Source organism: Ruegeria sp. CDSA020, assembly GCF_059612345.1.
Window position 1 is genome coordinate 28,426 of sequence record NZ_JBXWQK010000014.1, and the last position, 18,798, is coordinate 47,223.

Sequence of the window (18,798 nt, forward strand, 5' to 3'; positions counted from 1 at the left end):
ATTCCTTTGCAAAACCTTGCTATGGGGCAGGATAATGGCTCGAATTTTCTTCGAATTCAGGTTACAGCAGTCCACCGAGACATGAACAGGGACACAAGAATGGAATTCGCCAAACCTTTGCCAAACTATCTGGTCAATCGGTATCATGGCTGGAAAGCCACCACATATTCGGAAAACCAGGTCTGGTATCGCCGTCTGGCCACCGAAGGGCAGCGTCCGCGGGCCATGGTGATTTCCTGTTGCGACAGCCGGGTTCATGTCACCTCGATTTTTGGGGCGGATCAGGGTGAGTTCTTTATTCACCGCAACATTGCCAATCTGGTGCCGCCTTATGCGCCCGACGGTGATCATCACGGCACCAGTGCTGCCATCGAATACGCGGTGACTGCGCTGAAAGTGGCGCATCTGATCGTGCTGGGCCATTCCCAATGCGGTGGTGTGCAGGGCTGTATCGACATGTGCAAGGGCCAGGCACCACTGCTGGAAGCCAAAGAAAGCTTTGTTGGTCGCTGGATGGATATCCTCAAACCAAAATATGATCTGGTTGCCGATATCGAAGACAGCACCGACCAAGCGCGCCAGTTCGAACGGCAGGCGGTTGTTGCTTCGCTCGAAAACCTGATGACCTTCCCCTTCATCTCCGCGGCGGTAGAGAGCGGCTCGCTCAGCCTGCACGGTTTGTGGACAGATATCGGTGAAGGTGGCCTTCAGTGTTATGATCCCGGCGAAAAGAAATTCGTGGTCGTCTGACCCGGCGGATTTTCGACAATTTCAGGCAGCGCGGATCAGACTACTGATTCCGCGCTGTTTTTTTGATAAGTTTGGGATGTCATTTTAGGGATTCGGAGCATTCCATGCGATTGATCAAACGTGTTCTTGTCACTTTGCTAGTCTTGATTCTGGTTCTGGTAGGGGTGTCCTTTATATTGCCAGGCAAAGCAGAGGTTTCGCGTAGCATCACGATTGATGCCTCGCCCGAGGTCATCTTTCCTTATGTCAACTCCATGCAGGAGACCGAGAAATGGTCGCCATGGTTATCTCGTGATCCCGAGACGAAGCTGACCTATGGCGGGCCTGATTCTGGGGTCGGGAATGTGCTGAACTGGTCGTCGGATCACCGGCAGGTCGGCACCGGTTCGCAAGAGATCACCGAAAGCGTTGAAAACCAGATGGTCAGAACCGCCTTGGATTTTGGTCCAATGGGCACTGCCATTGCCATGTTTGAACTGCAGCCGGAGGGCAGCGGCACCAAAGTGACCTGGGGGTTTGAATCCGAATTGGGTATGAATCCCATGTCCCGCTGGATGGGGCTGATGATGGATAAATGGGTTGGCGGAGATTACCAGCGCGGGTTGGATAATCTGAAAACGCTGGTCGAGGGGCAGGGGTGATTTAGAGGACCCCGAGGTGTATTCGGATGGCGGCTTTGAGCCCACTTCGACCGATGCTGCGCGTTGCACGAATGTCCGTTTGAATGAATTCGAGATTAGATGAAAGTTGCCCAATATGCGCAAGTTTCGGGTCGCTTTCATCTCGTTAAGTGGCGTTTAACACCTTCAATATGAAAGGTGTCTCGACATGTTGCAGATCACAATTGCGCTCGTTCTTTTTCTGTTTCCGCTGGCATATAGCCCTGGGCCGGGAAATATGTTTTTTGCCGCGAACAGTGCTCGATTTGGCTTCAAAGCAACTATCCCAGCCAACGCTGGTTACCATATTGCAACATGGATCGTGACCGCTGCAATTGGTTTTGGCTTCATAGCCACTTTAGTAAATTTCCCCCAACTGTTCACCGTCCTGAAGGTAGCAGGTTCTCTCTACGTACTTTGGATAGCATGGAAATTGTTTCGGGCCGGTGCGTTGGAGGGCGATGAGACCGCTAAAGCTGCGACGTTTACGGACGGTGTTGTACTATTGATCCTAAATCCAAAGGCTTATGTGATCATTGTCCTGATGTTCACCCAGTTCCTCGATCACTCAGAAGTGGGAGCGCTGTCCGCAGTCATTCTGATTACAACTGTCTTCACACTAAATAATCTTGTCGCCTTCTCTCTTTGGGCATTGATCGGCGACAAGATCGCAAGTTTTTTCCGAACTCGTGAAAGTGCGCAAAAACTCAATATGATGTTCGGTGGTATTCTTGCGGCAGTCGCAATATGGATGCTGCTGTCATAGCGGTCATCCATTACGGTTCTTGGAACGGCAGCAATGTCCGCCTTGCCGACGTTCAATAAAATAAAAAACCCCGCTGACCATGCAGCGGGGTTTACTTAATCAATGCTAAGGGTTGTGCGTATCGCTCACCCCTTCTTCAGGACCTCACGGCCCAGCAATTCGGCGATTTGTACCGCGTTCAGCGCTGCGCCCTTGCGCAGGTTGTCACTGACGCACCACAGGTTCAGGCCGTTCTCGATGGTTGAATCCTGACGGATGCGGCTGATGAAGGTGGCGAAATCACCTGCGCATTCGATCGGCGAGACGTAGCCGCCCGGTTCGCGCTTATCGATCACCATGATACCTGGTGCTTCGCGCAGGATGTCACGGGCTTCGTCTTCGTCCAAGAATTCCTCGAACTCGATATTCACGGCCTCTGAATGGCCGACAAAGACCGGAACGCGGACGCAAGTGGCTGTAACCTTGATCGACGGATCGACGATCTTCTTGGTCTCGACAACCATCTTCCACTCTTCTTTAGTCGAGCCGTCTTCCATGAAGACGTCGATCTGCGGAATGACGTTGAAGGCGATCTGCTTCTGGAACTTGTTCGGCGGGACTTCGGTGGTGGGGTTATAGATGGCTTTGGTCTGATCCCACAGCTCATCCATCCCTTCTTTGCCCGCGCCGGAAACCGACTGATAGGTCGACACGACGACGCGCTTGATCTTGGCGCGGTCATGCAGCGGTTTCAGCGCGACAACCATCTGCGCGGTCGAGCAGTTGGGGTTGGCGATGATGTTCTTGTTCTTATAGTCGTGGATCGCCTCGGGGTTACATTCCGGCACGATCAGCGGAATTGCAGGGTCATAGCGATACAGGGACGAGTTGTCGATCACCACGCAGCCAGCCGCCGCCGCCTTGGGGGCGTAGACCTTGGTCGCCTCGGATCCCACGGCAAACAGCGCCATGTCCCAGCCGGTGAAATCAAACGTGTCCAGGTCTTTGGTCGTGAGTGTCTTGTCGCCAAAGCTTACTTCGGTTCCCAGCGACCGACGGCTTGCCAGCACGGCAAGCTCATCGATGGGGAACTGGCGTTCTGCCAGAATGTTCAGCATTTCGCGGCCCACATTACCTGTGGCGCCGACGACTACGACGCGATAGCCCATTTCATGTCTCCAAAGTTAAGGACGCGCGTTCATAGCCGCGTTGCAGCAAAGAAAAAAGAGGTTTCGCGGGATATTTCCCCCAATGACACCGATTTGACGCGGTGCATCGCCTCAGGCGTCGGTCAGAAGCCGTTCATAGAGCGCCACCAAGGTCTTTGCCTCGCCGTAGATGTCGAAATTCTGTTCCACATGGACGCGGGCGGCGCTGCCGGATAGCGCCAGCGACTCGGGGTTCGACAGCATTTCAGCGGCGGCATCAGCCAGGGCGGGAATGTTCCCCGGTTCGACCACATGGCCCAGTGAGGGGTCGGTCACGATCTCTGCAAAGGCACCGACATCGGTTGCCACCACAGGCACGCCGCAGGCCATCGCCTCGAGCGGGGTCAGGCCAAAGCCTTCCCAGCGTTGCGGCGCGATGAACAAGTCCAGCACCTGGTACCACTCGGCGATCTGATCCACCGTGACCTCGGGTTTGAACAGGATGCGGTCAGACAGGCCCGCCTTGGCGACCTTGTCTTTCAGCTCGGCCAGAAAGCCGGTGTGTTTTTCGGTCGCGCGGCCCATGACGATGCCATGGACGTCTTCGAAACGGCCACAAAGGTCGATCATCGCATCGACGAAAGCATCGGTGCCTTTCTGGTGCCGGATACGGCCATAGCACCCAAGCAGCAGACCACCGGGCAGGCCGAGTTTGCCCCGCAGGGCGGCTTTGTCCGCGGGCGGGGTGAAATTCTGCAGGTTGATGCCATGCATGATGACCTGCGCGTCCCGCTCAAGATATCCGGCGGTTTTGCGCGATGTGGCGACTACCGCGTCCATTTTGTCGATCAGCCATTTGCTATAGCCCGTATGCGACCGCTGCGAGGCGCTGGTGAACAGTAGTTTCAGGCGCAGACGAAAGACATTGCGCAGGATCAGGCCCAGCAGCATCTCGGTATTGCGCCGCGCGTGCCAGACGCGCGTGGTCTTGCGCGACAGAAATGGCAGACGGCCCAGCGGGATATGGGGCAGATCGGCCGGTAGGCCCGGTCCGGTTGCGGCGATGTCGATCCATTGCACTTGCAACGGCACCAGCCGCGCGATCGTCGCGGTCACGCCGGAAAGCCTTCGCTTGAGGTTCGGTGCGATGACAACAGGGTCGGACATGGGCTCTCCCGATGGTTCCAGCGTCAGTCAACGCTGTCGCGGCTGAATAGGTAAATCACGCATCCAATGGCAAGCGTGACTGCAAAAAAGCCGAATATCGCTGTGTAGGGCGCGGTTGGACTGATGTCCACTGTCGCGGCATGGACGCGGCCGGTGACAAATTGCGCCAGACCCACTCCGCCGATGCCGAACAGATTCAACAGGGTCATGCCACGCCCGACCAGATGCGGCGGCACGAAGGCGCGGCCATGGGCCATGATGACCGGAAAGCTGGCGCCCATGAAACCGATCACCGCCATCAGACTTACTGACACCCAGACCGCCATGTCGATCCACAGGCACAACAGCCCCAGCGCCGCCGCGCCCAAGGCATTGCCGCCAAAGATCACCCATTTCCGTGTTCCCAGCAGCCGGTCCAGTGGCCCATAGGCAAAGGTGCCGGCAATCATAGCCGCCCCCATGACCAGCGTCGCGGTTCCGATCTGCGTGGTGCTGAGGGCGAAAACGTCGTTCAGATATGGACCTGCCCACAAGCCTCGTGTCGCAGCCGCGGGGGCGTAGGCCACCAGCATCAGCGGCAGGATGGCCCACAGGGCAGGTTCTTTCAGCAGGTCCAGCACTGACCCGCGATGCTCGGTCTCAACCGGTTTGGGGTCGTGAACGCTGATCCAGATGCCCGCTGCGATAATGGCCGAAACGACGGCCAGTGTAGCCATTGTGGCGCGCCAGCCCATCAGTTCGACCGCAAGTGCTGTGGGGTAGGAGGCCACCAGATTGCCGACCGACCCAACGCCCAGCATGATGGCTGCTAGCGTGGCAAAGCGGGCGGGCGGGTATTCGCGGGCAAAGATGTAATAGGATGCCATCAGAACGGGCGAGCACCCGACTCCGATCAGCCCCATCGCGACTGCGATATGAAACGGGGTGCTGGCCACTGCAAACAACGCAGCGCCGCCCGCGCCACCTGCCAGCAACAAAACCGCAGCCGTCAAACGCGGCCCGATCCGGTCCAACGCCCAACCCACTGGCAGTTGCATGGCGGCAAAGACCAGAAACCAAAGCCCCGAGGCAAAGGCCAGATCTTCGGGCCTTGCCCCGATGTCACGCCCCAGATCGACGCTGAGAACGGCAAGAAAGGCGCGAAAAAATTGGCTGAGCACATAGCCCAGACACAGAACCACCAGTCCGGTTTTCATGAGACGCCTCTTTCGCCCAACCCGCCAGCAAATGCTTGGCATGTCCCCGTGATATGTACAAGCGCGTGTGCTATGATGTTTTCAGCGGACATCGAACAAATTTGGGCTATCTGAAGGTCTATTCATATTGTCGAGGAACCAATGAAAGACGCACAGGCCGCATTTTATGACAGCCTTCCGCTGTTGCGGGACTTTAACAATCTGACTGATCCTGAACGCTTTACCGCGGTGCCGACGGAATGGGTTCTTGGTGTCGCAGATGTCGTGGATTCCACCGGTCAGATAGAGCGGGGACGATACAAGGCCGTGAACATGGTTGGGGCCGCGGTGATCTCGGCCATGATCAATGCGCTTCGCGGGCAAGAATTTCCCTATGTCTTTGGGGGTGATGGTGCCGGGTTCGCCGTACCGGCAAGCGCGGCAGAGGCAGCACGTAGCGTTCTGGCCGATTTGCGGCGCTGGGCAGAAGAAGAGTTCTCGATCGCGTTGCGTGGGGCCGTCGTGCCCGTCGCCGAAATCCGGCAGGCGGGCAAGGATCTTCGGGTTGCGCGTTACGCGCCATCCGAGGGGGTGGATTATGCGATGTTCTCGGGCGGTGGTCTGGCCTGGGCCGAGGCCGAGATGAAAGCAGGCCGGTTTGAGGTTCCGTACGCAGCCCCTGGTGCGCTGCCGGATTTGACCGGGCTGTCCTGCCGTTGGTCCAACAGCAAGGCGCAGAACGGTCAGATTGTTTCGGTGGTGGTGCAGCCAACTTCCCGCGCAACCGAGACCGATTTCGCCGACCTGTCACGGGCAGTTCTAGTGGCCGCTGAAGGATTGGACCGGTCCGGCCACCCGATGCCGGAAAGCGGCCCTCCGATCCGCTGGCCGCCGCCTGGTTTGGCGCTGGACGCCCATGTGTCCCGTGCGGGTCGCAATCTTTTGCTGCAGAAAATCAAGCTGTTGGCGCAGAATTTGATGATCGCACTACTGTTCAAATCTGGAAAGCGATTGGGTAATTTCGAGCCTGGTCACTACAAGCGCACGGTCAGTCGCAATGCGGATTTCCGCAAATTCGATGACGGGCTGAAAATGACGCTGGATTGTGACCCGGCCACCCTGAACCAGATTCAGACCGTTCTTGAACAGGCCCGGAAACAGGGCAGGATCCGATACGGGCTGCACGCGCAGGATGAGGCGATGATGACCTGCTTTGTCCCCTCGGCCACCCGTGACGATCACGTCCATTTCGTCGATGGTGCCTCGGGCGGGTATGCTCAGGCGGCCTCGGCGATGCGGGCTTAGGCCTTCCACCTTGCGGCCAGGGCACGCGCCGCCTGTGTCAGCAGCATCACGTCGATCCCCACCGCCTGGAACTGGGCGCCCATGTCCTTATAGGCCTGCGATGCCTCATCCGTAACACCAAGAATGCCCGGGGCTTTGCCTGCTGCAACGATGCGCTTCATCGCGTCGGCGATCACCGCCTGGACCTCGGGCGCGGCGCTGTTTCCCTGAAAACCCATGTCAGTGGACAGGTCAGACGGACCGATAAACACGCCATCCACGCCTTCTACCTGTGCAATGGCATCCAATGCGGCGATACCGGCGCGGTTTTCCACCTGTAACAGCAGACATATCTGATCGTCTGCGGTCTGAATGTAGTCCTGAACCGTTCCGTATTGCGTTGCGCGTGAGGCCATCGCGCCGACGCCTCGCACACCTTGGGGCGGATAGCGGCAGGCGCTTACCAGATCGCGCGCCTGCTGGGCACTTTCCACCATCGGTACCAGGATTGTCTGAGCACCTGCGTCCAACACCATCTTGATCAATGCGGTGTCGCCCACCGGGATTCGCACGACGGGATGTGTCGGACTGGCGGCCAGCGCGATCAGCTGATCCCGGATGGACCGGATATCATTCGGCGCGTGCTCACCGTCGATCACCAGCCAGTCGAATCCGGCAGTGCCCATGATCTCGGCTGTTACCGCCTCAGCAAAGCTGGACCAACACCCAATCAGATGGTCGCCGTTTTTCAGGGCTTGTTTGAACGTGTTGACGGGTGCGGACATGTGGAACCTCTAGTTTAGCGAGCGGGCGATTTCAGTGATCACGTCAAATGCCATTTGGACGTCTGCCTGCGTGGTCTCAAACTGACCGGCCTGAAAGCGGATCACCAAGTCGCCATCAACGCGGGTTTGAGTCAAGTAAATGCGGCCATCATCATTGATCGCATTAACCAGCCGTAGGTTCAGATCGTCCAGATCGGTTGACCCAAGGGGGGCATAGCGGAATGTCCACAATGACCACATAGGGTTGGTGGTGATTTCGAAATCGGATTCCGCCTTCAGCCGGTCATGCAGAGCCACTGACCATGTTATATGATTGCGCAACCTTTCACGTAGCCCTTCCAGACCATAGGCGCGGATGACGAACCACAGTTTCAAGGCTCGGAACCTGCGGCCCAGCGGTACCGACCATTCAGAATAATTTATGATCCCGTCCTTGCCGTGGGTCTTCAGGAATTCCGGGCTGATCGCGAGTGTCCGTACCAGATCATCGGGGTCCTTCAGAAAATGGGCGCAGCAATCGAACTGAACACCCAGCCATTTATGCGGGTTGAACACGATGCTGTCGGCTTGCTCGACTCCCTCCCAGTAATGGCGGTATTCGGGGCATATCATGGCCGAGCCAGCCCAAGCTGCATCGACATGCGAATATAGCCCATATTTTTGCGCAATCTTCAGACATTTCTCTACCGGATCGGCCGCGCCGGTTCCGGTGCCGCCGACGCAGAGGATCACGCCGGTTGGTTGATAACCAGAGTCTAAATCGGCTTGAATTGCTGTTTCCAGCGCCTGTGGGTCCATCCCGCGCCAGTCGCCTTGTATGGGCACCCGCACCAGATTTTCCTGCCCGATCCCCGCAACCCATATGGCACGATCAACCGAGGTATGGACCTCGGCCGAGCAATATACGCGCAGCGGTTTCTGTCCGAACAACCCTTGTTGGTTGCCCTGCCAATTCAGCGCCTTTTCCCGCATGGTCAGCACAGCGGCCAGGGTCGCTGACGAGGCGGAATCCTGAATGACACCTGCAAAGCCCGTGGGCAGATCCAAGGCCTGCCGCAACCAGTCCATCATCCGCGTCTCCATCTCGGTCGCGGCGGGGGATGTCTGCCACAACATGCATTGCGGAGCGATGGCGCTGGTTAGAAACTCGGCCAGAACCGACGGGGCCGAGGCGTTTGCATTAAAATAGGCAAAAAAGCGAGGATGTTGCCAATGGGTAATCCCAGGCATCACGATCTGTTCGAAATCGTGAAAGATTTCCTCCATCGCCTGGGAGCGTTCGGGAGGGCGCGCGGGTAAGGCGTTAAGAATATCACCGGGTTCCGTTCTGGCCCGAACCGGATTGTCGCCGACAGTCAGATGGTAATCCTGTGCCCACTCAGCAATCTTGGCGCCCCAATCCGAGAATTCATCCCAGTTCATTTTATCTTCCAATCTTCTCTGAACACCGCTTTCGATCCTGTGCCAGTGATGAATATCCGGGTTGAAACGTCAACGCCCTTTGCAGGAATCCAGTGGTCTGAGGTTTTTCTGAATATGTTTTCGCAGAGAGAAATGGAATAATTTAGGCTCTAATAAGCGATAAATGCCTGGAATTCCAAACACGGAAAGGTCAGTTGAAGAATGAACCGAATTCGGCCAGAATTTAACATGGCTCATGAAATTCCATTGACGTCCCGGTCTTTGCCTATTGCGCTGCTGCGCGCGAGGGAACGGGTTATGGGGCCTATCCGTAGAATGCTTGTAGAGGCGGGCGTAACCGAACAGCAATGGCGGGTTCTGCGGGTGCTGGAAGAGGAAGGCCCGCAAGAGCCCACCCATATTGCTGACCGTGCCTGTCTGCTTTTGCCCAGCCTGACCCGCATTCTGCAAAAGCTTGAGGCCAAGGGCCTTGTCGTGCGGAAAAGCCATCCGGTCGACAAGCGCAGGCAGATTGTTGAGATCACGGTCAAAGGGGCAGGGATTATCCGGGATAACATCGACTATACGTTGCTTTTGGCTGAAGAAATCCGCAACACGCTGGGACCAGAGCGGCATGAGGCGTTGCTGGATCTTCTCAACGATCTGCACGAGTTGAAATTACAATCAGATTCTCGGGACTAACGGTGTGTGGGCTCCGCCAGAGGGCCTTTGTGACCTCTCTGGCGGAGTGGCCAGGCCCGAGTGGACCATGTGCCTGGCCTACAGCCGGATACGAGGGGTGTTCAAACGATCCGGCAACGTTTCAGAGAACATCAGACCCCGAAAATCGGGTTTTCTCAGACGCAAACTTACCCAGGGGGATGGGTGTTTGGCCGTGGTCCTCTGAATACTCGCACCCGGATTTCAGCGATTTCTGCCGTCCACGCGGGTGTCTTCGCAAGAAGGCGGAGGATTGGTGGTCCGCCGCCTTTGTGAGTGGTGACGTCTCAGTGCTGAACGCTTTCTGTTAGCAACAAGCTAGCGCGATACAGCCGTTTTCCAAGGTTTGACGGCTAAAAACTGAATGAGCTGTCGCAGTGTTTTCAGTCGCATGTTGAAAGTAAGCCCAGCGCCATAAGTAGCCATGTCTGCGAATTTTGAAACACGCGCAGGCTTACCGGTTCGATTTGGGCAAGCCTGCGCCGAATTATCCCGGATTTGTCGGCAAAAACCGGCGTGCGAGTTTCCAAGGATTGCGACTTGCTCTGGTTTATGCCCTTTATTATCCACTTTAACTAACCTGTGTTATGGCGGCATGATGATGGGTAGCCTGTTCTCTATTCCTGATCCGATCGCTTTGCCGGTTACCGGCGAGGACGACACATACCCGGTTGGGCGAATCTTTTGTGTGGGCAGGAACTATGCCGCACATGCGGCTGAAATGGGACATGAGGTCGACCGTGAGGCCCCTTTCTATTTCACCAAGGCCGCTGCAAACGCGGTCCTGTCTGGGGTGACGACGGCTTACCCTCCGGGGACCGAAAATTTTCACCATGAGATGGAGCTGGCTGTTGCAATCGGAAAGCCGGTTTTTCAAGCTGATACTTCTCAGGTGCAGGAAGCGGTGTTTGGCTTTGGCTGCGCCCTGGACATGACCCGACGTGATCTGCAAATTCGCGAGCGCAACAAACAGCGCCCTTGGGATCTTGGAAAAGATTTCGAGAATGCAGCCGTATTTGCCCCTCTGACCCGCGTGAGCGATTGGCAACCCGACCCGCAAAAACGCATCATTTTGCGCGTTAATGGCGAAACCCGGCAGGACGCAACCTTGGATGAGCTGATCTGGTCGATTGACGAGATCATAAGTCACTTGTCCGGCTATTATCATCTGCGACCAGGGGACTTGATCCTGACCGGAACGCCGGCTGGTGTAGGGCCGGTTCAGCCCGGAGATTCACTCGAGGGTGAGATTGACGGGTTGCAGCCGGTCAAATTGAGTATATCAGACCCTAAATAGGGTCTTTTTGCCAATTCTCGGCAAATTCTATGTCATCCAACCCGGCAAAGCGACGAACCCGGTCCAGTTCGGCCTGTAGGCGGCGCGTGCGGGCATCTGACCACCGTACTGTTCGTTCTGGCCACAGGGCGCTGACCCGCAGCACCGACTGATCGCGATGGGCCTTCATGTCGATCCGGCCAATCAGTCGGTCTCCTTCGAGAAGCGGGAAAACATAATAGCCATAGGTGCGTTTAGGGGCAGGAACAAAAACCTCGATCCGGTAGTGAAACCCAAACAGCCGCTGCGCACGGTCACGGTCACGCAGCATGGGGTCAAACGGGCTGAGCACCCTGATCCGACCCGGCGCCGGGGCGATTTGCGCGGCCTGTTCCGCAATACCTGGACGTGCGAATGATTTCCTGACCTGGCCATTGGCGCATGCGATCTCGATCTCTTCAACACGCCCTTCGGCGAGGGCTGTTTTGCACCAGTCTCGCGCCTCAGCTGCGCTGACCGTATCCCAGAATGCCGCCAATTCGCCCGAGGTCGCAAACCCCAGCCGGTCAAGTGCCGCATGGCACAGCCAATCCACGGTATGTTCGGCGTCACAAGGCATATTGCCGGGGCAAAGATGCGTCTCGATCACCCGCTCGGTCAGGTCATAGCGTTTCTGGAACCCTTGCCTGCCGATCACGGTCAGCGCGCCCGAGCGCCACAGGAACTCCAGCGCGGTTTTCGACGGGTGCCAATCCCACCATCCGCCGGAGCCCTTCTTTTCGTCTTTTCCCACATCCGACGAGGAAACTGGCCCATGATCGCGTATATGCTGCAATACGGTTTCAAATTGCTGCTCGAACCCATCGCGACGCCAGTTTTTCCAGCGCGATTTCAGCAGGTCAGCGTCGCGCTGAAACCGTAGATGCCAATGGGGGTAGAACTCCATCGGAATGACTGCGGCATCATGAGTCCAATGTTCGAACAGCCCACGGTCACGTTCATACACATGCTTGAGGTTTTTGGCGCGATAGGCGGGCCTGCGCGAAAACAGGATCATGTCATGGGCGCGGGCGACCGTGTTGATACTGTCCAGCTGAACAAATCCCAGACGCCTGATCAATTCAAGCAGGTCAGGCCCTTTCGCAGCCCCGGACGGCTGTTCTGCCAGCGCGTGCCGGTCCATGAACAGGGCGCGGGCCGCCCGATTGTTCAGCCTTTGCATCGCCATGGGTCAGCGGCGTTTCAGCGTATCGCCATAACTGATCTTGGGGGTCAGAGTTATGCGGTTTTCAACCTCGGAAGCGGGATCGGAAAGCTGAACGGCGATTATCTCGGCTGCCTTGCGCCCAATCTCGTGTCGACATGCATCCATTGTGGCCAGCTTGCGCGGCAGACCCTGTAACAGTTCGACATTGTTGAACCCTGCCAAACCGATCTGGCCTGGAATGTCTATCCCCTGGTCCAACAGATACAGCAATCCACCAGCACCAATCATGTCGTTGGAATAATACAGGAAATCCAGATCCGGTGAGCGTTCCAACATGGCTTGAGTCATCTCGCGGCCTTTGGCCAAGGCCGAGCCCCCGGAATAAAACTCGCGGTCTTCGATCTCGATCCCATGCTTGCCCAGCACTTCGGTAAAGCCTTCGAACCGTTTCCGAGCGCGGTGATCCAGGGGCATTTTGGTGCCCATAAAGCCGATATGTTCATAGCCCGCTTTCAGGATCGCCTGTGCCATCTCACGTCCAGCGCGGCGATGGGAAATCCCGACCATCGCGTCCACCGGCTTACCATCGGTGTCCATGATCTCGACCACCGGAATCCCCGCCGAATCCAGCATGGCGCGTGCGGCATCGGTGTGTTCCAATCCGGCGATGATCACGCCCGAGGGCCGCCACGAGAGCATCTCGTACAGGACTTTTTCCTCTTTTTCGGGCAAATAATCGGTGACGCCGACCACCGGCTGTAGCTCGGTATCCTCAAGAATCTGATTGATCCCGGTCAGCACCTCGGGGAACACCATGTTCGACAGCGACGGGATGATCACCGCCACAAGGTTCACCCGGCTTGAGGCAAGCGCACCAGCGATTTTGTTCGGCACGTATCCCAGCTCTTTTGCTGCGGCCAGAACGCGTGTGCGGGTCGCATCCGACACGTCACCCCGATTGCGCAGAACCCGGCTGACCGTCATCTCAGACACTCCGGACGCTTCAGAAACATCACGAAGGGTGAGCGGGCGTTTGTTTTCTGTGGTCACGGGGTGCACCTGCGTTGTTGTTTTGTCCGATGGTAGCGTGAACAGGACGCATTTTACAACTGCCCTTCAAAGCCGATGACAACCCGAAAAAACCACGCTACAGAGAGTTTTGCGCGGCCCCGTGGCTCAACTGGATAGAGCAGCCCCCTCCTAAGGGGCAGGTTGCAGGTTCGAATCCTGCCGGGGTCGCCAAAAATACCTGAAAAATATGGCTTATTTTCAGCTTGTTGTGCGGAAACGTGCAGAAAGTCCCGTGAGCTTTCGCGGCGAAATCGGCTGAAACGGCCGATTTCTCGTACAAAACCTGTACAAAATTCGCACGTTTGTGCGTATTTCGGGGGCCAGTCATGAGCCGCCATAGCTTTGATCCCGAAATCGCCGGGCGAGTGGGCCTGAACGCAGCGGTGATCTTCCAGAACATCACCTTCTGGATCGAGAAGAACCAAGCCAATCGCCGTAACCATCGAGACGGGCGGTATTGGACCTACAATTCGATCTCGGCCTTTGGCGAGTTGTTCCCCTATCTGAGCGAGAAGCAGATCCGAACAGCGCTCGAAAAGCTGGTCAGCGCAAAGCTGATCATAAAAGGCAATTTCAGCGATGATCGCTATGACCGAACCTGTTGGTATGCCCTGGGCAACTCCATTTGCCCAAATGGGCAAATCGATCCGACCGATAGAGAAAATGATGCATTTGCCCCAGAGGGCAAGCCATCTGCCCCAGAGGGCAAATCCTATAAGAACAGATATAAACCATATCAAAAACCAAATCCTTCGCACGCGAAGGCGGCGGTGGAGGATAAAGTTTCTGAGAAAATTTTGTCCGCCTATCCCGAGGATCGCGTTCGGGGCAAAGCGGTTTGTCTCTCGCAAATCCGCCAAGCGCTGACCGACGGCGTGGACGCCAAAGACCTTGGGGAAGCCGTGCGTGCTTACGCCACCGAGAGCGAAGGTTTCACACGCTCCAAGGTGTGCTTCTCCGACAACTGGTTCTCCTCTGGCCGTTGGTTGAAATACCTTCACGACATTGAGGAGGCACGAGAAACAGGCAAAGCCAAAGAGGCCGAATTGCTGAAAGGTTTGGCTGACTGGGTCACAGATCGTCATCCACTGTGCCGCCACATCACACCCGGCCAAGTGACAGCCTTGCTGGCTGCAAACTTGGTCAGCCCTGCTGAAATTGAGGCGGCGGGGCTCCGGTCATGAACGCAACTGATCCCTACAAAGAGCAGAGAGCAAGGTTACCCACCGATTACATCGGCGGGACTTGTGAGGGGCGGCAAGCCTCCCCTTCAAACCCCAACCAGACGCGCGCAAGCGGCGTCAAAGAGGGCCTTTCCGAGAGTGTGATCTTTCGATGCACCCCGTCGGAAAAGGCAGCGCTTGTGGCCAAGGCGCACGCCGCTGGCCTGCCCAATGCCACGTTGATGCGCGAGGCCTTGGGGTTGACCGAGGCACGTCGGCGCAAGCCTGTCCCACGTGTCGACCCAAAGCTGACCTTTGCGATTGCCCGTGTCGGTGGCAACCTCAATCAGCTCTCCCGCTGGATCAACGGCGCGGTCAAGTCCGGCCGCGCGAGCCAGATCGATGCGCTCAAGGTCGCGACACAATTGGTGGTCATCGAGCGGCAGATGGCGCAGATCGTGGCGGCGCACACAGGCGGTGACGCTTGATCATCTCGTTCTTCTCCACTGGCACCGGTAGCGGTGCGGCCCCCGTTGAATACCTGACCGCGCGCGACGTTCTGGCCTATGACGAGAACCGCAATTTGATCCGCGACGACAACGGCCAGCCGCAAACCAAGATCCGCGACCCGCTGCCCGAGGTGCTGCACGGCAACCCCGACCAAACCCGCGACCTGATCGATGCGAGCCCCAACAAGTGGAGCTACACGGCGGGCGTGATTAGCTTTGCCGATAGCGATGATCCCAGTCCCGACGCCCAGCAAGAGGCCATTGAGCTATTTGAGGCTCTGGCCTTTGCTGGGCTGGACAGGGATCAATACGATTGCCTCTGGGTGCGCCACACGCATGAGGGTAATGTTGAGTTGCACTTCTGCGCACCGCGCCTCGAGCTCAGCACCGGTAAGGCACTGAACATCGCGCCGCCAGGCCATGAGACCGCCTTTTCCAGCCTGCGCGACCTGATGAACAAGACGTACGGTTGGGCAGACCCTTTGGACCCAGAACGCGCCCGAGAAGTGAGGGCGACGATTGAAGCGCCGACGCGCGCGCAAGGTCGCGAAGAGCTGCACGATTGGATCCTCGATCAGATCAGCATCGGCATCATCACTGACCGCGCTAGCATGATTGATGTTTTGGTCGATGCGGGCTTCGAGATCCCCCGTGCCAGCAAGAGTTACATCACCGCCAAAGACCCCGACACCGGTGAGCGCTGGCGCTTGAAAGGAGAGATTTTCCATGACGACTGGCAAGCCGAACCGCCTAGCAGAGAAATTGAACGCGGACCTGGAGACAGTACGCAGCGACCACGCCGCCTTGATGGCATCTCAGTTGGAAAGCTTCAGGAGCGATTTCAGCAGCATTGCGACCAGCGCGCTGCATACAATCGAGACCGATATCAGGTTCTTTCTCAGCGACAGCAGGAGCGAATTGGAGAGGCGGAGCGAGACAATCCGGCGCTGGCTGACGATCTCGCCTTGGGTGATCGTGGGGGTGGTCTCAGTCTGGATCGCGACGGTACTGATAGCGAGTTGGTTTTGGACGGGTTTGATTTCGCGGTCAGAGATGACGAGGCTTGGCCTGACACGGATCGAACAGTCCGGGCAGACATGGGTGACGCTGGACCCGAACCGGACCGAATTGAAGACCTGCACCATGGCGCAAACGCCCATCATCTGCATCGAGCTCAAGGAGCCTTAGATGACCAATCCACCGACAACATCCCTGACAGCATTGGAGCGCGAATTGCTCGTATCCGTCGAACGGTTGGTGACGGCCTGCGAGAGCTCAGCCAAGGAATTGCACGCCTTGGAGAAACGCTCTACCAGCAGGATCGAAAGCAAGGTGAATGGATTGGCGCATTGCGTGGCGCTATTGATGAAATCACATCTCACGTCCGTCACCACATTGGCCGACTTGCTGCGCGAGGAGCAGAATTACGACACGCTTCAGGCGGGATTAGAGACCAGCTGGAAGCTAGCGAAAGACGCCGAGAAGCGGCTGAACGAGAGCTAGACGGGCGGGCAAGCCACCGCAGCATAAGATGCTCACATTGATGAGTTTCATACATGCCTAGGCCTACGTTTCCTTGCTGTTGTTAGTGGTCCAATCTAGAGATGTGTCATGCGGATGAAGAGCTATGATTTGTCAAATTGACTGATCTAGTCAATTTGGTGTTGCAATATTTGAGAAGCGGGGGTAAAAGACCTCAATGAAAGTTGTTTTTGCTGACGACACGTTGGCTTTGATCGAAACCAACCAGGCCGCGCGAACACGCCTTTCTGTTGCGCTCATCAAATCAGCGAGGCGCAAATTAACACTGCTGAGAGCTGCTCCAGACGAACGCTCGCTGAGAAACTGGAAAAGCCTGCATTATGAGAAGCTTAAAGGGGACAGAGAAGGGCAACGCTCCATTCGTTTGAATGACCAGTTTCGACTGGTCTTTACTCTTGATGATGTAACCAGCCCGCCGACAATCATTGTCGTCTGTATTGAGGACTACCATTGATGGATAACTTAGACCTACTCCCTACTGAGTTGCCCGGTGAGTTCATCACTGAGGAATTGGATGCGCGCGGCATGACTCAAGCCGATTTGGCGTTTGTTCTTGGATGGGATGCCGGACAGCTGAATAGGCTGTTGAAGGGTAAGACCAGTATAACCCCAGATACTGCTAACTTGCTTGCTGACGCTTTCGACATGCCCGCAGAGTTCTTCATGAACCTTCAGCAAATGTATGATTTGAGCCGTGCTAAGAAGGCCGACCCTAGTGTCAAAACCCGCGCCACCTGGTCTATCTTTCCTGTTAGGGAGATGATCAACAGGGGGTGGATTTCTGATACTGAGAGCAGTCTTTTAGATTTGCAGATGACTCGCTTCTTTGACAAATCTGACATTAGTGAAGTGCCGTTTGTCAGCGATGCGCCTTTGATGGCGCACGCAGCCAAGAAGAGTTCTTACGAAAGTGTGTCTGCCGGACAATATGCATGGCTTCATCGCGTGCGGCAGATCGCCGGAACCATCGAATGCCCACCATACGATGAAGAGAAACTAAGAAACTCACTGCCTGCATTACGCTCGCATTTTGTCGACATAGATGACCTTCCGGCTATCCCTGCCCTTCTCTTGGCTTGTGGTGTGCGCTTGATACTAGTCGAGCCTTTGCAGGGAGCCAAAATTGATGGCGTTTGCTTATGGGTTGATGGGCAACCCGTTATTGGACTGACAAATCGATTGGACCGGCTGGATAACCTATGTTTTGTGCTGCGTCACGAAATTGAACACATATTACGCGGCGACGGTCGGGAGGAACAGTTTGCGCCAATCGATGAGTTTGGGGGCAATCTCGACTCGGATAATGTGGAGCTGCCTGAATGCGAAAAAGCAGCGAATTTGGCCGCCGCAGAATTTTGCGTAGATCAAAAGCTTCTGAACTCGTTTGTGTTGAGGAAGAGTCCTTATATCTCGGAAAAAGACATGCTCTTATTTGCAGCGAGAGCACAGATAAATCCGGCTATCATCGTTGGGCAAATCCACCACAAAACCCAAAAGTACCGTACGTTTAGGAAGTACTTAAAAAGTATCCGCAGCTCTTTGCTTGAGTGGCGTGCAGTGGATGGCTGGGGCAAGTCATCTCAAATCGAGCTATGATGAGGTAACTGAAATGGCAAACTTTACTGAACAAGTTGTGAAGCTTTGGGAAGAGTGGGAAGCTGAAACCGGAGACGTGTCTGGAGATCCAAGCCAGTTTGTTGAATGGGCAGTTTCGAACCGAAAGCTCCTGCCACAACCTCAAGATGTAAAAAAGATGTTGCGGAGGCAAGTGACAAGCTCGTTGCGACAAGCGCGTCGTTTGGACCAGGAGGGTGGTTTTACCTACCGCGCCTATCAGTCTGTATCACTTTTTGAAGGCGGGCAGCCAATCAAACACTACTTCGACACAGATACAGGTGGCTCACCGGCACTTCGGCAAAAATCGGTCAAACAAAGACGTGAAGCAATCGCTAGTGACGTTTACCGGGCAGTCTGTGATGTGGATCGCATGAACAAAATTCATACAAATGATCCTCAACTAAACTTGTTCACAGACTTTACTGATGACGTTATTGAGCAACGTTTGGCAGACCAAGCTGATTTAGACGACGCAGGTGAAGCATAAGGGGGTGGCCAATGCAGCCACTTGCGGCCTAGAGCTAAAACGCTGTTGGGCTCTATAGGCTCCCGTTCAGAGAAGCTGGAACCATCGACTTG

19 protein-coding genes and 1 tRNA gene are annotated in these 18,798 nt (G+C 56.1%); 13 read left to right on the top strand and 7 right to left on the bottom strand.

Translation table 11 applies throughout. From position 1 onward, the window contains the following. The first annotated feature begins 99 nt into the window (after window positions 1-99). The 3 genes from AC2FJW_RS18845 (at window position 100) to AC2FJW_RS18855 (ending at window position 2,175) form a co-directional block, all read left to right on the top strand. Window positions 100-750 (top strand): carbonic anhydrase, encoded by a 651-nt coding sequence (locus AC2FJW_RS18845; RefSeq protein WP_142637545.1) that lies wholly within the window; start codon window positions 100-102, stop codon window positions 748-750. Between the two features lie 104 nt (window positions 751-854). Beyond that, window positions 855-1,391 carry an SRPBCC family protein gene (locus AC2FJW_RS18850; protein ID WP_496751045.1) on the top strand — a complete coding sequence of 179 codons (537 nt, stop codon included), beginning with the start codon at window positions 855-857 and terminating at the stop codon, window positions 1,389-1,391. Window positions 1,392-1,578: 187 nt separating this feature from the next. Beyond that, entirely contained in the window at window positions 1,579-2,175 is a 597-nt protein-coding gene (locus tag AC2FJW_RS18855) for a LysE family translocator (protein ID WP_496751046.1), read from the top strand. A 125-nt stretch (window positions 2,176-2,300) separates the two neighbouring features. Here the strand turns inward: AC2FJW_RS18855 and AC2FJW_RS18860 are convergent, their stop codons facing one another. From AC2FJW_RS18860 to AC2FJW_RS18870, 3 genes are all read right to left on the bottom strand, one after another. After that, complete coding sequence (locus AC2FJW_RS18860) at window positions 2,301-3,323, bottom strand: aspartate-semialdehyde dehydrogenase (protein WP_142637551.1); 1,023 nt, start codon at window positions 3,321-3,323, stop codon at window positions 2,301-2,303. A 111-nt stretch (window positions 3,324-3,434) separates the two neighbouring features. After that, window positions 3,435-4,469 (bottom strand): glycosyltransferase family 4 protein, encoded by a 1,035-nt coding sequence (locus tag AC2FJW_RS18865; RefSeq protein ID WP_496699034.1) that lies wholly within the window; start codon window positions 4,467-4,469, stop codon window positions 3,435-3,437. 23 nt (window positions 4,470-4,492) lie between these two features. Further along, the gene (locus AC2FJW_RS18870; protein WP_496679284.1) at window positions 4,493-5,665 is read right to left on the bottom strand and encodes an MFS transporter; all 1,173 of its coding nucleotides are present in this window, start codon (window positions 5,663-5,665) and stop codon (window positions 4,493-4,495) included. Window positions 5,666-5,806: 141 nt separating this feature from the next. On the opposite strand from AC2FJW_RS18870, the gene AC2FJW_RS18875 reads away from it, so the two are divergent. Further along, window positions 5,807-6,949 (top strand): DUF3095 domain-containing protein, encoded by a 1,143-nt coding sequence (locus AC2FJW_RS18875; RefSeq protein ID WP_496751047.1) that lies wholly within the window; start codon window positions 5,807-5,809, stop codon window positions 6,947-6,949. On the opposite strand, the gene AC2FJW_RS18880 is transcribed toward AC2FJW_RS18875, so the two are convergent. Both AC2FJW_RS18880 and AC2FJW_RS18885 read right to left on the bottom strand, forming a co-directional pair. Then, complete coding sequence (locus AC2FJW_RS18880) at window positions 6,946-7,713, bottom strand: HpcH/HpaI aldolase family protein (RefSeq protein ID WP_496699028.1); 768 nt, start codon at window positions 7,711-7,713, stop codon at window positions 6,946-6,948. The genes AC2FJW_RS18875 and AC2FJW_RS18880 overlap by 4 nt on opposite strands. Window positions 7,714-7,722: 9 nt before the next feature. Next, window positions 7,723-9,135, bottom strand: a complete 1,413-nt coding sequence (locus AC2FJW_RS18885) for a pyridoxal phosphate-dependent decarboxylase family protein (RefSeq protein WP_496751048.1) — start codon at window positions 9,133-9,135, stop codon at window positions 7,723-7,725. Window positions 9,136-9,363: 228 nt separating this feature from the next. Between AC2FJW_RS18885 and hpaR the strand changes: the two genes are divergently transcribed. Further along, complete coding sequence (hpaR, locus tag AC2FJW_RS18890) at window positions 9,364-9,816, top strand: homoprotocatechuate degradation operon regulator HpaR (RefSeq protein WP_281973862.1); 453 nt, start codon at window positions 9,364-9,366, stop codon at window positions 9,814-9,816. Between the two features lie 616 nt (window positions 9,817-10,432). Continuing rightward, a complete protein-coding gene (locus AC2FJW_RS18895; protein ID WP_496693083.1) occupies window positions 10,433-11,131 on the top strand; it encodes a fumarylacetoacetate hydrolase family protein in 699 nt (232 codons plus the stop codon). On the opposite strand, the gene AC2FJW_RS18900 is transcribed toward AC2FJW_RS18895, so the two are convergent. Further along, a complete protein-coding gene (locus tag AC2FJW_RS18900) occupies window positions 11,124-12,338 on the bottom strand; it encodes a winged helix-turn-helix domain-containing protein (protein ID WP_496751049.1) in 1,215 nt (404 codons plus the stop codon). The genes AC2FJW_RS18895 and AC2FJW_RS18900 overlap by 8 nt on opposite strands. 3 nt (window positions 12,339-12,341) lie before the next feature. After that, a complete protein-coding gene (locus tag AC2FJW_RS18905; RefSeq protein WP_496690504.1) occupies window positions 12,342-13,367 on the bottom strand; it encodes a LacI family DNA-binding transcriptional regulator in 1,026 nt (341 codons plus the stop codon). A 115-nt stretch (window positions 13,368-13,482) separates the two neighbouring features. Between AC2FJW_RS18905 and AC2FJW_RS18910 the strand changes: the two genes are divergently transcribed. From AC2FJW_RS18910 to AC2FJW_RS18940, 7 genes are all read left to right on the top strand, one after another. Next, window positions 13,483-13,559: transfer RNA gene (locus AC2FJW_RS18910), tRNA-Arg, on the top strand. Between the two features lie 194 nt (window positions 13,560-13,753). Next, window positions 13,754-14,572, top strand: a complete 819-nt coding sequence (locus tag AC2FJW_RS18915; protein ID WP_496751050.1) for a hypothetical protein — start codon at window positions 13,754-13,756, stop codon at window positions 14,570-14,572. Continuing rightward, the gene (locus AC2FJW_RS18920; RefSeq protein ID WP_496751051.1) at window positions 14,569-15,039 is read left to right on the top strand and encodes a plasmid mobilization protein; all 471 of its coding nucleotides are present in this window, start codon (window positions 14,569-14,571) and stop codon (window positions 15,037-15,039) included. Before AC2FJW_RS18915 ends, AC2FJW_RS18920 begins: the two co-directional genes overlap by 4 nt. Then, complete coding sequence (locus tag AC2FJW_RS18925) at window positions 15,036-16,604, top strand: relaxase family protein (protein ID WP_496751052.1); 1,569 nt, start codon at window positions 15,036-15,038, stop codon at window positions 16,602-16,604. The genes AC2FJW_RS18920 and AC2FJW_RS18925 overlap by 4 nt, the downstream gene beginning before the upstream one ends. Before the next feature lie 155 nt (window positions 16,605-16,759). Next, on the top strand, window positions 16,760-17,056 hold the full coding sequence (locus tag AC2FJW_RS18930; RefSeq protein WP_299890503.1) for a type II toxin-antitoxin system RelE/ParE family toxin: 297 nt from the start codon (window positions 16,760-16,762) through the stop codon (window positions 17,054-17,056). Next, entirely contained in the window at window positions 17,056-18,198 is a 1,143-nt protein-coding gene (locus tag AC2FJW_RS18935) for a HigA family addiction module antitoxin (RefSeq protein WP_496751053.1), read from the top strand. Before AC2FJW_RS18930 ends, AC2FJW_RS18935 begins: the two co-directional genes overlap by 1 nt. Before the next feature lie 13 nt (window positions 18,199-18,211). Continuing rightward, window positions 18,212-18,706 (top strand): hypothetical protein, encoded by a 495-nt coding sequence (locus AC2FJW_RS18940; RefSeq protein ID WP_299890499.1) that lies wholly within the window; start codon window positions 18,212-18,214, stop codon window positions 18,704-18,706. The last annotated feature ends 92 nt before the right edge of the window (window positions 18,707-18,798 follow it).